The sequence below is a fragment of the Bacteroides mediterraneensis genome (assembly GCF_900128455.1).
In the GTDB taxonomy this organism is placed as follows: domain Bacteria; phylum Bacteroidota; class Bacteroidia; order Bacteroidales; family Bacteroidaceae; genus Phocaeicola; species Phocaeicola mediterraneensis.
The window spans coordinates 2322954-2336889 of record NZ_LT635783.1 but is presented as its reverse complement, the minus strand read 5'-3'; the positions used below and the strand labels follow the sequence as shown (position 1 = coordinate 2336889).

Genomic DNA, 13936 nt, shown 5'->3' with positions numbered 1-13936 from the left:
CGATTATTTATTATATTTTTCCAGCAGGCTCTTGGCTACGGTGTCACCCAATTTGACAGCCTTTTCCAAGTTAGCCAGCCCTTCTTTCTTTTTGTTCTGCTGTAGCTGGCAGTAGCCGAGCATACGGTAAGCGGCAGAATTCTGCACATCCAGTTCAATAGCCTTGTTCAGGGCTTCGATGGCTTCATTCAGCTGGTTGACGCGGAGATGGATGCCTCCCTTTTCTACCCAATATTCCGCATTCTTCGGTTCCATTTCGATGGCCTGGTTTATATCATTGATAGCCTGCTGATACATGCGACATTGCATCTCAGCCTGTTCGCGGATGAAATAGAACTCAGCGGAAACCTGTCCCATCATGGCTTCCTGGAAAAGGTTATAGTCTGTTACCGCTTCACGGAACTGGTTGTCTTCCGCTTTCATGCGTCCACGTTCATAGAGGTAGGGGGCGGCTTCCTTGCCGTAGGGTGGATTGTATTTTGCCACGGCACTGTCCATCAAGGCTATGGCTTCCTTCTTGGAAGCACCCTCAATCAGTTCCTTCGTTTTGGCTGCCGCATAGAAGCTGGCAGCCGAAGCCAGCGGAGTGCGGTTTACTTCTTCGTAGCTGGCGAAAGCTTCCGGATATTTCTGCATGGCAAAATAAATGTCGCCCTGCAGCTGGTAATACAATCCTTGCTTGTCGTTCTCAAGGGCCGTATTGATTTCCTTCAGTGCCCGTTCCAGTGTCCAGTCGCCGTAAGGTTTGGCACCCTGTAATCCCAGCACGTAGTTATATAACAGTTTGGAGCGGTTGTAGTAGGCATCTCCTTTGTTGTCTGAGACTTTCACCATGGTCTCCAAATCCTTTTCGGCCAGTGCATAGTGAGAGTCGTCTCCATAGCCGATGTAGCAGGTAGCCCGACGGGAATAACCTTCGCTGTTTTTGGGGAACTGCTGGATGAATTCGTTCAGCAGGTTCAGGTATTCATCGCGGGTCAGGTTAGATGAAGCCATGTACACATACACCAGTGCCTGAGACTCGTCTTCCGGCAACCCTTTCCGGATGCCAATGGCATTCAGGGCGAAGTCGTTGGCCGACAGGGCACTGATGGAAAGACTCTTGGCATATCCGATGCCGATGGCATAGCTCGAAGTGCTTTCCTTGTCGCTGTTTTTCTGTACCAATCCTATCACTTCTCCTTCCGCGTTCATCACCGGGCAGCTGACTGTCTTGTCACCCGTCTTCATGTTCAGGGTGTAATAGAAAGAGTTGTTGCTGATGATATCAATCTTGGCAATGGTGCCGTGCGTACCCGTTGCCGCTTTCTGTGTGGAGTAGGGTAGCACGTACACAGTCTCGTTCACCGTTCCCGGGCGTGAGGTCGGTTGCAAGGCTTCTGTCTTTTTGTCGAGAGTCGTCTTGAACTTCACTACGTCGTACATATCGTTGGCTCCCAGAATGTATTCCACCGGAAGCTCTTTGCCTTCGGCGGTAACTACAACGGCACGTTCGGCTCCTTTAAATAAGGTGTAATCTGAAACAGCTGTTCCATTTTCGTCGATAAAGAATCCGTTGCCGGTATTGAGAATCTGGTTGTCTTTGTCATACGTGACGACGGAAAATACCGCTTTCCGGGCTTTGTTTGCCCATTTGGGAAGTTCTTGGGCGAATCCCATCTGGAAAGCCATTCCGCAGCACGTCAGAATAAGGGTAAATTTTCTTATTTTCATGGTAGTTGTATGTTTTATTGTTTTATTCTTCTCCGAATCCTCTTTGCTTTACAGCTTCGTAAATCAGGATACCCGCTGCTACGGATACGTTCAGTGATTCAATGTTTCCGAACAAAGGAATTTTGATCCATTCGTCGCAAAGAGCCAAGTGGTCATAAGGCACACCCGTGTCTTCCGCCCCCATGATGATGCAGGTCGGACTTTTGTAGTCGGCCTTGGTGTAATCATAATCACCTTTTTCTGTGGCTGCCACAATCTTGAATCCGCTGTCTTTCAGAAATTTGATGGTATTTGTAATGTTATTTTCTCGACAGACAGGGATTGTGTGCAGGGCACCTGCCGAAGTCTTGATGGCATCTGCATTCACGCTGACACTGTTTTTGGAGGGGATGATGATGGCATCTACTCCGGCACATTCACACGTGCGGGCAATGGCTCCGAAGTTACGCACATCCGTCAGTCCGTCCAACAGGATAAGCAGCGGATTCTTTCCCTGTTCGAACAGGAAGGGCACGATGTCCTCCGTGCGCTGGTAAGTGATGGGCGAGATGAAGGCCACTACGCCCTGGTGATTCTTCTTGGTGATGCGGTTGATGCGTTCCACCGGCACCCGTTGTACGGGGATAAAGGTATCTTTCAATACTGCGAAGAGCTCCTTCGACAAATCACTCTGGATATCCTTTTTGATTAATACCTTGTCAATCTCTTTTCCGGCCTGGATAGCCTCGATGACGGCGCGTACGCCGAAAATCATTTCGTTCTTTTCTATCATGGTTTTGTAGTTTCTTGTTATGAGTTAAAGCCTAGCAGGGCACGTGCATTCTGTACGGCAGCTTCTGTAAGCGTACTGCCGCTGAGCATGTGGGCGATTTCCTGCACCCGTTCCTCGTCCGACAACCGTCGGATGTGGCTGTTTGTCCCGGTCTCGGTGTCTTCCTTGTACACCTTGTAGTGCGCGATGCCGCGGGCTGCAATCTGAGGAAGATGCGTGATGCTGATAACCTGCCGGTTCTGTCGTCCCATGTCCTGCATGATGAGGGCCATCTTCTCTGCGATGGAGCCCGAAACACCCGTGTCAATCTCATCGAAGATGATGGTAGGAAGTTTGACAGCTCCTGCAATCATGGCTTTGAGCGAGAGCATCACGCGGGCAATCTCACCGCCCGACGCGATGGAAGCTACGTTCTGCAGCGTACCGTTCTTGTTGGCCGAGAAGAGGAAAGTCACGCTGTCCATCCCCTTGCTGTCTGGTTCCTTGCGGGCCGTCAGTTCCACGGCAAACCGCACGTTGGGCATTCCCAACGGGATAAGCAGAGATTCCATTTGCGATTCGATGTGGCGGGCCGACTGCGTACGGAGTTCAGTCAGTACACCGGCCTGTTTCAGTACCTCTGCGTAGAGCTTTTTCTTTTGTCCTTCCAGTTCTGCAATCCGGTCGTCGAAAGAAGTGATGGCATTCAGCTGATGGCGGTAGTTTTCCGTCAGTTCCAGCAGTTCCTCTACCGTTTGTACGTGATGCTTCTGCTGCAAGGAATAAATCAGGTTCAACCGTTCGTTCACGAAATCCAGACGCGAAGGGTTGAATTCCACTTCTTCTTCCGCATTGCCAATCTCGCGGGCAAGGTCTTTCAGCTCGATGTAGCAGCTGTTCAGCCTTTCCATCCATTCCCGTGCCGGGGCATATACCTGAGTCAGTCCCTGAAGCGTCTGCATACATTCCTTGGTGAGCGATACCGTACCGCCTTCCTCACCGTTAATCAGTTGGCTGGCCTTGTAGAGTCCGGCCTTGATGTCTTCGGCATGGCTCAGCGTTTCCGCTTCCTGTTCCAGGTCCGTTTGTTCGTTTTCCTTCAGTCCGGCTTCCTCCAGTTGCTCCAGTTGGAAACGGATATAGTCTTCGTCCTGTCGGCTCTTTTCAGCCTGTGCGATGAAATCCTCCAGTTCCTTCACTACTTTCTTATACGACTGATAGACGGCCTGATAGGTCGAAAGCTGTGCTTCGTCCTGTGCCAGAATGTCCAAGATGTTCAGCTGGAAACCTTCTTTGTTCAGCAACAGGTTCTGGTGCTGGCTGTGTACGTCAATCAGTTTTTCGCCCAGCACCTTCATCTGTGCAAGTGAGGCAGGAGTATCATTGATGAACGCCCGGCTTTTTCCGTTGGCCGACACTTCACGGCGCAGGATACATTCGTCCGGTTCGTATTCGATGTCGTTCTCTTGGAAAAACGGTTCCATGCCATAGTTGGCAATCCGGAAAGTCGCTTCCACAATGCACTTCGAAGCCCCTTTCTTGATGGCTTTCACATCGGCCCGCTGACCCAGCAGAAGTCCGATAGCCCCCAAGATGATGGACTTTCCCGCTCCGGTTTCCCCGGTAATGACCGAAAATCCGGAAGTGAAGCTGATGTCCAGTTTGTCAATCAGCGCATAGTTTTGTATGAAAATAGACTGTAGCATGGCAATTTAGGAATGAAACAGACTCGAAAGTTTGTCTACAATGTCTTCAGCCACTTCCTTCTTGCTTTTCAGCGGATAGGAAACAGCCTCCGAACGGTCGATAATCGTGATTTTGTTGGTGTCACAGCGGAATCCAGCCCCTTTGTCATTCAACGAATTCAGTACGATGAAATCAAAGTTTTTCCGGGCCAGCTTGTCCTGGGCATGGCTTACTTCGTCGCAGGTCTCCAAGGCAAATCCCACCAGCACCTGTCCCGGACGTTTCTCTTTCCCGAGCGAGGCGGCGATGTCGCACGTCGGCTTCAAACGCAACACCAGGTCGTCTTTTTCCCGCTTGATTTTCTGTGCGGCTACCTGTTCCGGGGTAAAATCGGCCACGGCGGCACAGAGGATTCCGGCATCGGCTTCCTTGAAAGCTTCGGCTGCGGCCTGATACATTTCCGCCGCACTTTCCACGTCTACGCGGTGAATGTGCGGATGGACGGTATGCAGGGTAACGGGGCCGCTTACCAATGTGACTTCGGCCCCTCGTGTGGCGCAGGCTTCGGCCAGGGCATATCCCATTTTCCCGGAAGAATAGTTGCCGATAAAGCGTACCGGATCAATCTTCTCGTACGTAGGACCCGCCGTGATGACAATTTTCCGCCCGGCCAAGTCCTGCTGGCGGGGGAAAAACTCTTCCAATACTTCCACAATCTTCTCCGGTTCCTCCCTGCGTCCTTTTCCTACCAAATGGCTGGCCAGTTCGCCCGAAGCCGGTTCGATGATGTGGTTGCCGTAGCTGCGCAGAATATCCAGATTATGCTGGGTGGAAGGATGGGCAAACATGTCCAGGTCCATGGCTGGAGCCACGAATACCGGTGCTTTCATTGACAGGTAAGTGGTGACCAGCATGTTGTCGGCTATCCCGTGTGCCATCTTGCCGATGGTGGAAGCCGTAGCCGGAGCGATGACCATGGCATCGGCCCATAGTCCCAAGTCCACGTGACTGTGCCACGTGCCGTCGCGCTGTGAGAAAAACTCGCTGATGACCGGCTTGCTGGTCAGGGCCGAGAGGGTGATAGGAGTGATAAATTCCTTTCCTGCCGGGGTGATGACAATCTGCACCTCCGCCCCCTTCTTGATTAATGCCCGTGTCAGTACCGCTGCCTTGTAAGCCGCAATGCTGCCCGTGATGCCCAGTACGATTTTCTTGCCTTGTAGTGTATTCATGCACAATTCTCTTTACTTGACCAGCCCTGTTTCGCGCAGGCGAATCTTGGTCAGTACGTTCTTCGTATTCAGTGTGAAATCTCCGTTCATAATCCAGCCATAGTAGCCCATGTCTTTCTTGAGCACTTCAGCCACAGGAATTCCTTTGTATTTTCCAAAGTTGAAAATCTCCACTCCCTTGTCGTCATAGATGATTCTTCCGGCAAAGTCCACGTTCTTGCTGTAGCTGGAATAATCCGACAGGAAATTGATGTCGTTTTCCAACACATCCGGATAATGGTCGAGCTGTGCTTTCAGCACTTCATACGTAGCCCGTGTGTCGGCTTCGGCCGTATGCGCATCTTCCAGGTTCTTGCCACAATAGAACTTATAGGCAGCCGAAAGCGTGCGCTGTTCCAACTTGTGGTAGATAACCTGCACGTCGATGAATTTCCGTTTGGTCAGGTCGATGTCGATACCTGCCCGCAGAAATTCTTCCACCAGTACGGGCACGTCGAAACGGTTGGAATTGAATCCGGCAATGTCGGCTCCTTCAATGTCTTTGGCGATGTCCTTTGCCACCTCCTTGAAAGTCGGGCAGTCGGCCACGTCCTCGTCGTGAATGCCATGGATGGCAGTCGATGCTTCCGGAATATGCATCTCCGGATTGATACGGAGCGTTTTGGCCTCCTCATTTCCGTTGGGATATACTTTCAGGTAACAGATTTCAACGATACGGTCTGTATTGATATTGGTGCCCGTGGTCTCCAGGTCGAAGAACACGAGCGGATTTTTCAAGTTCAGTTTCATGAGTAAGTTATGTGTACAAATGAATAATCAGTCATTCAGCATCATCGGCATCAGCAGCATCAGCAGGTCTTCGTTTTCTTCCTGTTCTTCCGGCACGATGACCCCTGCGCGTGACGGGTCGGCCAGTTCGATGATGATATTTTGTGCAGAAATATTGTTCAGGATGTCAATCAGGAACGATGACTTGAAACCGATGCTCATCGGATTGCCGTCATACTGGCATACGATGGTTTCTTCGGCCGAAGTCGAGAAGTCGATGTCCTGTGCGGAAATCTTCATCTGGTTTCCCGACAGACTCAGTTTGATCAAGCTGCTGGATTGCGAAGAGAACACAGATACACGGCGCAGGGCACTGATGAACAGGGCACGGTCGATGATAGCGCGGTGCGGGTTGTTCTGCGGAATTACCGAGTTGTAGTTCGGGTAACGTCCTTCAATCAGGCGGCATACCATCTGATAGTTCTCCAGGGTGAACATCGCATTGCGGTCGTCGAAACCGATTTGTACGTCGCCCTGCTCTTTCGGCAGCAAGCCTTTCAGCAGGTTGGCCGGTTTCTTCGGCAGGATGAAAGCCGCTTTCTCAGCTCCGTGCGCCGCATACGTCTTGCAACGCACCAGTTTGTGTCCGTCGCTGGCCACGAGCGTGATGTCTTCCGTGCTGATGTCGAAATAAATACCGTTCATCACCGGACGAAGTTCATCGTCGGCCGTGGCAAACAGGCTGCGGTTTACCCCGTTCATCAGGACATCAGCCCCCATGGTCACCTGCACGGCATTGCTGCCCAGCTCCTGTGCATCCGGGTATTCGTCGGCATTTTGTCCCATCAGGCTGTATTTACCGTTTTGATATTCCACGGTGATTTCCATGTTGCTGGTTTCTATGTGAAAACTCAACGGCTGTTCAGGGATTTCTTTCAGTGCTTCCAGCAAAGTCTTGGAAGAAACGGCAAACCGTCCGTCGCTGTCCGATTCGTTTACTTCGATGGAGGTCGACAGGGTTGTGTCGTTGTCGGATGCCGTCATGAAGAGCGTACCGTCTCTCAGTTCGAAAAGAAAACAGTCCAGAATCGGTAAGGAATTTCTTGAATTAATCACTCGGCTGATAGCCTGCAGATGGCTGAATAAAGCAGTGCTTGAAACGATAAACTTCATAGTTCTTTTATATTTATTTTTGTTTTGTTTTTGTTCTCAGAAAGCATCCTTGGATGCCTTAAACCAATTGCCAAAGTTACGAAAAGATTACATACAGCCTATAAAAAAAGGTCTTAAAAATTAGTTTTCTTCTGTGGAAAGTCGTAATTTCGTCACCGAATTTAAAAATAATATTTATGGAATTAGCAGGAAGAGTGATTGCAGTTTTGGAGCCGAAAGGTGGTACTTCACGCAACGGAAACGAATGGAAAGTTCAAGAATATGTGATTGAAACACACGACCAGTATCCGCGTCGTATGTGTTTTGATGTCTTTGGAGACGACAAAATCAAGCAGTTTAATATTCAGATAGGAGAAGAGCTGAATGTGTCTTTCGACATTGATGCCCGCGAATGGCAGGGGCGCTGGTTCAACAGTATCCGTGCCTGGAAAGTGGAACGGGTAGGGGCGGCTCCTCAGGTGCCTCCTACGGAAGCTCCTTTCCCGCCGGTGAATGCGGCTCCGGCCGATTTCTCTGCTACAGATGAGAAAGACGACCTGCCGTTCTGATAAAATAAGAGCAAAAGAAAAGTCCCTTGCATCATGTGGTGCAAGGGACTTTCTCTTTTTGTATAGCTGATGATTATCAAGAGTTCATGCTCATCAGGAATTCGTCGTTGTCCTTGGTCTTTTCCAGGCGGTCTTTCACGAAATCCATGGCTTCTATCGGATTCATGTCTGCCAGATATTTGCGGAGAATCCACATGCGGTCGAGGGTAGTCTTGTCCAGCAGCAGGTCGTCGCGGCGCGTACTTGAAGCCACGATGTTGACTGCCGGGAAGATACGCTTGTTGCTCAGGTTGCGGTCCAGCTGCAATTCCATGTTACCTGTTCCCTTGAATTCCTCGAAAATCACTTCATCCATCTTCGAACCTGTATCAATCAGGGCGGTAGCCACGATGGTCAGTGAGCCTCCCCCTTCAATGTTACGGGCTGCGCCGAAGAAACGTTTGGGCTTGTGCAATGCGTTGGCATCCACACCTCCAGACAGTACCTTGCCCGATGCCGGAGAAACCGTGTTGTAGGCACGTGCCAGACGGGTGATAGAGTCGAGGAAAATCACTACATCATGTCCGCATTCTACCATACGTTTGGCTTTTTCCAATACGATGCCCGCAATTTTCACGTGGCGTTCAGCCGGTTCGTCGAAGGTAGAAGCAATCACTTCGGCCTTTACGCTGCGTGCCATGTCGGTCACTTCTTCCGGACGCTCGTCGATGAGCAGCATAATCATGTACACCTCCGGATGGTTGGCTGCAATGGCATTGGCAATGTCTTTCATCAGGATGGTCTTACCGGTCTTCGGCTGTGCCACAATCAGGGCACGCTGTCCTTTACCGATGGGCGCGAACAAATCGACCACGCGGGCCGAGAGGTTGTCGTTGTATCCCTTGCACAATTTGAATTTTTCGTCGGGGAAGAGAGGGGTCAGGTGGTCGAACGGAATACGGTCGCGCACCAGAGCCGGGTCGAGTCCGTTGATTTTAGATACCTTGACCAGCGGGAAATATTTTTCACCTTCTTTTGGCGGACGGATGGTACCTTCTACCACGTCGCCGGTTTTCAGTCCGAGCAGTTTGATTTGTGACTGTGACACGTAGATGTCATCGGGTGAAGAAAGATAGTTGTAATCGGAAGAACGGAGGAAGCCGTAGCCGTCGGGCATGATTTCCAGCACGCCGGTTCCCTGCAGGATATCATCGAAGTCGTATGCCTTTTCTACAGGTTTTGGTGCGGGAGCTGTGGCGTTGGCGGGTGCTTCCGTAGAAGCGGCAGCCGATTGTCCCGCAGGATTGTTCTGGCCGTTCGGCTGTGTATTGTCTTTTCCTTGGTTGTTGTTATTGTTGGGACGGTTGTTCCGGTTGTTCTGGCGAGCCTGGCGCGGCTGGAATTTTTGTTTGCCCTCTTTGGCCGGAGCTGGAGCAGGAGCCTCCATTTTGGTTGCTTCAAACTTGCCGAGCAGTTCCGATGGAATTTCGAATTTTTCCGACGGCAGGTCTTCTATAGGAATAAAATCATTGTTGCTTAAATCGAGTGGAGGAAGCTCCATGTCGTCTTCGATGGGGAGGGGGGCTGCAGTCGGCGCTGTTTCTTGTTTTGCCTGCTGTTCTGCTTCCTGTGCCTCTTTGGCCAGGGTTGATTTGTTTTTGGAACCCGGTTTCCGTCCTCGTTTGGCTTTCGGTTTTTCTTCGGCAGCCGGAGCTTCTGCCTGGATGGCTGTCCCTTCGGCTGGGACCGCTTCTTTCATTGTATTTTCGGCTGGAGCAGGTATCTCTTTAAATAAAGGTGTAGGAGCCGGGAGAGCAGGAGTGTTGACTTCCAGTTTCTGCGCTTTGTCTTTAGTGGCAGTGTACACCTTGTCCCCTTCTTTTTTTATGCTGATGCGCGAACGCTTGCGTGGTTGTCCTTCTTTGCGTTCTTCATTGTTTTGTTGGGCAGCCACTTTTTTGGTGGCACCGACAATAGCTTGTTCGTCCAGAATGCGGTACACCAATTCTTCTTTTCGCAGCGAATCGGTTTTCTTCAGACCCAACTCTTTGGCAATCTGCTGCAACTCCGACAAATCTTTGTCGTTTAATTGAATGATATTGTACATAAAATAGGTTAATAATGATATAATTAATATTGGCCGTGTGAAACATGACAAACCATCAGGAGGTCTCTTTCCTCTTTCACACGTATTTGAATTTCGAAAGATTTTGATTGTTGTTGTTTGAACCGGGAACAGAACACACCATCCGTTTCCTGATACCCTTTTGCTTTATTGCGAGGACAAAAGTAAGTGTTTTTTGTGATAATCACGAATAAATGGTGACTTTTTTTCATATTTCTCTCTCCCGATTGAAAGAAATGTGCTAATTTAGCCGTTGAAAATACAATTTAAATGATTGATTAACTCTTATGAAAAAAGTAATTTTTACAGAAAAGGCTCCTGCTGCCATTGGCCCATACAGCCAGGCTGTGGAAGTGAACGGTATGGTATTCCTGTCTGGACAGATTCCGGTAGACCCGGCTACAGGCGAGGTAGTGGAAGGTGGAATCAAGGAACAGACCACACGGGTGTTTGAAAACATCAAGAACGTGCTGGCTGAAGCCGGACTGACTACTGCCAATGTAGTGAAAACTACGGTGTTCCTGTCTGATATGGCCTTGTTTGGCGACATGAATGCCGTGTATGCCCAGTATTTCGAGGGCGATTTCCCGGCTCGTTCGGCTGTGGCCGTAAAGGCTTTGCCGAAAGGAGTGCTGGTAGAAATAGAAAGTATTGCGGTGAGATAACCGCAGGCCGGAGCAGGCACGGGGGGAAGTTGTTTATCCGGGTCTGCTCCGGTATTTTTTTAATGGGTTATTTTGTGATGATGTTACTGAGAAAGTTTAAAATCAGGAAAGAGAATAAATGGAAACTGGCCACTTTCGTGCTGGCCGTGCTGGTCGCCGTTGCCACGACTTTGTATATCTACAGGTATGAACCTTTTTCATCCGGACTGGAAATTACCGACGAACTGGGTGGGAATATCTTCCCCGTTACGATTCTTTCTACCGCCACGACCGATGCCCAGCTGATTGTGCCGGGCGACAGTACCTATCTGGGCAATCCCAAATCGTGTATCGCCATCAAGATACGCAGTCCTCATGCCAACAGCAAACTTCACATCGAACTGGCTGAAACACCGTTTTTTGCCCATTCGGTTTCTGAATTCATTTTGCCGGAATCGGGAAAGGAATACCTGATTTTTCCCGATGTGATATGGAATTACCAGGCATTGCTGGAGAATACGCAGGCCATGCCGGTCACCGTGTCCGTACAGGCGAAGCTGAACAACGGGCGGGTGTATTCGGCCATGCATACGTATTCCGTGCGCAGCATCAACGAGTGCTTGTTGGGGTATATCGACAGCAATATGAAGTTTCACGACACGGGTGAGTTCTTTGCCGCGTATGTGAACGAGGACAACCCGAACATTAGCCAGGTGTTGCGCGAGGCCCTCGATTCGCGTATCGTCAACCGTTTCTGGGGGTATCAGAGTAAGGACACGACAGTGGTCGACAAGCAAGTGTATGCCTTGTGGTATGTGTTGCAGAAAAGAGGCTTCAAGTACAGTTCCATCAGCAACAGCAGCCTTTCTTCGAACGTGGTGTTCACCCAGCGGGTGCGGACGTTCGACGATGCCCTGAAATCGGCCCAGATTAACTGTGTGGACGGAAGTGTGCTGTTTGCCTCTTTGCTGAAAGCTGTCAATATCAACCCGATTCTGGTGCGGGTGCCGGGCCACATGTTCGTGGGCTATTACACGGACCGTCTGCACCGGAACATTCACTTCCTGGAAACGTCCATGATTGGCGATGTGAACCTGGACGATTTCTTCCCGGAAGAGAAACTGGATTCCACCGTGGCGGGCAAGTCGCAGGAGAGTGTGTCGAAGTTCATGTTCGAGAAATCCAAGGAATATGCCACCCGCATCTACAACGAACATAAAGACCTGATTCATTCGGGAAAGGTGAACTACATGTTCCTTGAAATCGACAAGGCCACGCGGGCATACGTACAACCTATAGCCGGAAAATAAACGTATGAAACTGGTGTATCTGTATCATAGCGGCTTTGCCCTGCTGGGCGAAGGCTATACCATCGTATTTGATTATTTTGAAGATTCCCGGTCGGCCGACAAGGGGATTCTGCACGGCGAAATCCTTTCACGGGAAGGACGGTTGTATGTGCTGGCCAGCCATTCTCATTACGACCATTTCAATCGGGAGGTGTTGTCGTGGAGCGCACGACGGCCGGATATCGTCTATGTGTTTTCGCGCGACATTCAGCTTTCTGCCGGAGAAACCCGGCCGCGGACGATACACTGGATGGAGAAAGGTGATGTGTTTCAGGATGATTTTCTGGAAATCCGTGCCTTCGGCTCGACCGACATCGGCGTCTCGTTCTTGGTGAAGGTGGAAGGAAAAACGGTGTTTCACGCCGGCGACCTGAACAACTGGCACTGGATGGACGAGAGTCCGGAAGCGGAATGGAAGCATGATGAAGCTTTCTTCCTGAGAGAATTGGAAGACATTGCGACTTATACAGACCGGATGGACGTGGTGCTGTTTCCGGTCGACCCCCGGCTGGGACGGGAATACATGCGTGGCCCTGTGCAGTTTGTGAAACAGATAAAAACCGCTATCTTTGTACCGATGCATTTTGACGAAGCCTATGCAAAGGCCGAGGCTTTCGTCCCATTGGCTGCACAGGTGGGTACGCGGGTGTGGGTACCTGCACACCGCGGGCAGCAGACAGATTTGGATTGAGTAGGATTGTAGAAAAACTAAAATAGAAAAAACATGGAAATAAAAGGAAGATTTGACCATTTCAATATTAACGTGACCAACCTCGAGAAAAGTATCCAATTTTATGAGAAGGCGCTGGGTCTGCACGAGTCTCACCGCAAGGAAGCGGCCGACGGTTCGTTCATTCTGGTGTATCTCACCGACGGCAGTTCGAATTTTCTGTTGGAACTGACCTGGTTGCGCGACCATACCGAAGCGTATGAGCTGGGTGAGAACGAAAGCCATCTTTGTCTGCGTGTGGCAGGCGACTACGACGAGGTCCGCAAGTTCCACAAGGAAATGGGATGCGTCTGCTTCGAAAACGAGCAGATGGGACTGTATTTCATCAACGACCCCGATGATTATTGGATTGAGATTCTTCCGCTGAAGTAAATCAGTCAGGTGGGCATACGAACCTAAAACAAACGTGTTATGAAAAAATATATCTCTCCGGGGGCGTGGTTTTCACTGGAGTACCCCGACAACTGGTGTGAATTTGAGGATACGGAAGACAGCTTCCTGTTTTATAATCCGGACAAGTGGAGCGGCAATTTCCGCATTTCTGCCTATCGGGGCGAAGGGGCGGATTATGCCGCAGCGTGTATGGAGGATGAGCTGCGCGAAGTGCGTGGAGCCAAGAAAGTGAAGCTGGGAAACTGGGACTGCGTCTATTCGGCCGAGAGCTTTCAGGAAAACAATGTGTGGTACACCACGCACATCTGGGTGACCGGACGGGGCGAGATTTCGGTGGAATGTTCGTTTACCGTGGTCAAGGGAGACAGCCCGAAAGCCGGAGAAGCGATTGTGGCTTCGTTGAAGGTGCGTGGAGCTTCCGACAAGCCGGTGAAAGCCGTCATTCCGGTGCGGGTGTTGGAAATCAACCAGATAAACGAAGACTACGACTGGGCCGTTTCCACGGTCAAGAAGCAGCTGACCAAGGACTTCACGGGTACGGAAGCCGATTTGGCAAACCTGCAGAAGGTGATGGACAGCGGGCGTTTCAACCCCAAGCAGCGTCAGGCGTGGGAAGGATTCGGCACGGCTTTCGGCGTGATACTGGTCAATGAGATGGACGGTATGGAATGGGTGACGGTCATCGACGGACCGAAAGAATATCCGGCCTTGCAGTTCGGCGGCTCGAAGGTGAGGGTGAATCCGGTAGCCCTGATTTGGGACAAGGTGCGCAACGGACAACCGTGCAACCTGAAAGCGGAATTCGAACGGATTAAGAACGAGGTGGAAGCGGCCATGGATTGAGC

Annotated in this window: 13 protein-coding genes; 6 read left to right on the top strand and 7 right to left on the bottom strand. The window is 50.5% G+C overall.

From position 1 onward, the window contains the following. Window positions 1–3: 3 nt before the first annotated feature. The 6 genes from BQ7480_RS09750 to dnaN are packed head-to-tail and all read right to left on the bottom strand — an operon-like array spanning window position 4 to window position 7323. The gene (locus tag BQ7480_RS09750) at window positions 4–1713 is read right to left on the bottom strand and encodes a tetratricopeptide repeat protein (protein WP_072542682.1); all 1710 of its coding nucleotides are present in this window, start codon (window positions 1711–1713) and stop codon (window positions 4–6) included. Between the two features lie 22 nt (window positions 1714–1735). Next, complete coding sequence (gene rlmB / locus BQ7480_RS09745; protein WP_072542681.1) at window positions 1736–2485, bottom strand: 23S rRNA (guanosine(2251)-2'-O)-methyltransferase RlmB; 750 nt, start codon at window positions 2483–2485, stop codon at window positions 1736–1738. A gap of 17 nt (window positions 2486–2502) precedes the next feature. Continuing rightward, on the bottom strand, window positions 2503–4170 hold the full coding sequence (gene recN / locus BQ7480_RS09740; protein WP_072542680.1) for a DNA repair protein RecN: 1668 nt from the start codon (window positions 4168–4170) through the stop codon (window positions 2503–2505). Between the two features lie 6 nt (window positions 4171–4176). After that, a complete protein-coding gene (gene coaBC / locus BQ7480_RS09735) occupies window positions 4177–5382 on the bottom strand; it encodes a bifunctional phosphopantothenoylcysteine decarboxylase/phosphopantothenate--cysteine ligase CoaBC (protein WP_072542679.1) in 1206 nt (401 codons plus the stop codon). A gap of 12 nt (window positions 5383–5394) precedes the next feature. Next, the gene (locus BQ7480_RS09730; RefSeq protein WP_072542678.1) at window positions 5395–6171 is read right to left on the bottom strand and encodes a 3'-5' exonuclease; all 777 of its coding nucleotides are present in this window, start codon (window positions 6169–6171) and stop codon (window positions 5395–5397) included. 27 nt (window positions 6172–6198) lie between these two features. After that, window positions 6199–7323, bottom strand: a complete 1125-nt coding sequence (gene dnaN, locus BQ7480_RS09725) for a DNA polymerase III subunit beta (RefSeq protein ID WP_072542677.1) — start codon at window positions 7321–7323, stop codon at window positions 6199–6201. A 176-nt stretch (window positions 7324–7499) separates the two neighbouring features. Between dnaN and BQ7480_RS09720 the strand changes: the two genes are divergently transcribed. Further along, the gene (locus tag BQ7480_RS09720; RefSeq protein WP_072542676.1) at window positions 7500–7871 is read left to right on the top strand and encodes a DUF3127 domain-containing protein; all 372 of its coding nucleotides are present in this window, start codon (window positions 7500–7502) and stop codon (window positions 7869–7871) included. Window positions 7872–7947: 76 nt separating this feature from the next. Here the strand turns inward: BQ7480_RS09720 and rho are convergent, their stop codons facing one another. Next, complete coding sequence (gene rho, locus BQ7480_RS09715; RefSeq protein WP_072542675.1) at window positions 7948–9957, bottom strand: transcription termination factor Rho; 2010 nt, start codon at window positions 9955–9957, stop codon at window positions 7948–7950. A 305-nt stretch (window positions 9958–10262) separates the two neighbouring features. Between rho and BQ7480_RS09710 the strand changes: the two genes are divergently transcribed. The 5 genes from BQ7480_RS09710 (at window position 10263) to BQ7480_RS09690 (ending at window position 13934) form a co-directional block, all read left to right on the top strand. Continuing rightward, complete coding sequence (locus tag BQ7480_RS09710; protein ID WP_072542674.1) at window positions 10263–10640, top strand: RidA family protein; 378 nt, start codon at window positions 10263–10265, stop codon at window positions 10638–10640. A gap of 101 nt (window positions 10641–10741) precedes the next feature. After that, a complete protein-coding gene (locus BQ7480_RS09705; protein ID WP_083581889.1) occupies window positions 10742–11929 on the top strand; it encodes a hypothetical protein in 1188 nt (395 codons plus the stop codon). Between the two features lie 4 nt (window positions 11930–11933). Continuing rightward, window positions 11934–12659: an MBL fold metallo-hydrolase gene (locus BQ7480_RS09700; RefSeq protein ID WP_072542673.1), complete on the top strand. Its 726-nt coding sequence runs from the start codon at window positions 11934–11936 to the stop codon at window positions 12657–12659. 33 nt (window positions 12660–12692) lie between these two features. Beyond that, on the top strand, window positions 12693–13070 hold the full coding sequence (locus BQ7480_RS09695; RefSeq protein ID WP_022353655.1) for a VOC family protein: 378 nt from the start codon (window positions 12693–12695) through the stop codon (window positions 13068–13070). 39 nt (window positions 13071–13109) lie between these two features. Continuing rightward, window positions 13110–13934 carry a DUF3805 domain-containing protein gene (locus BQ7480_RS09690; RefSeq protein ID WP_072542672.1) on the top strand — a complete coding sequence of 275 codons (825 nt, stop codon included), beginning with the start codon at window positions 13110–13112 and terminating at the stop codon, window positions 13932–13934. Window positions 13935–13936 lie beyond the last annotated feature (2 nt).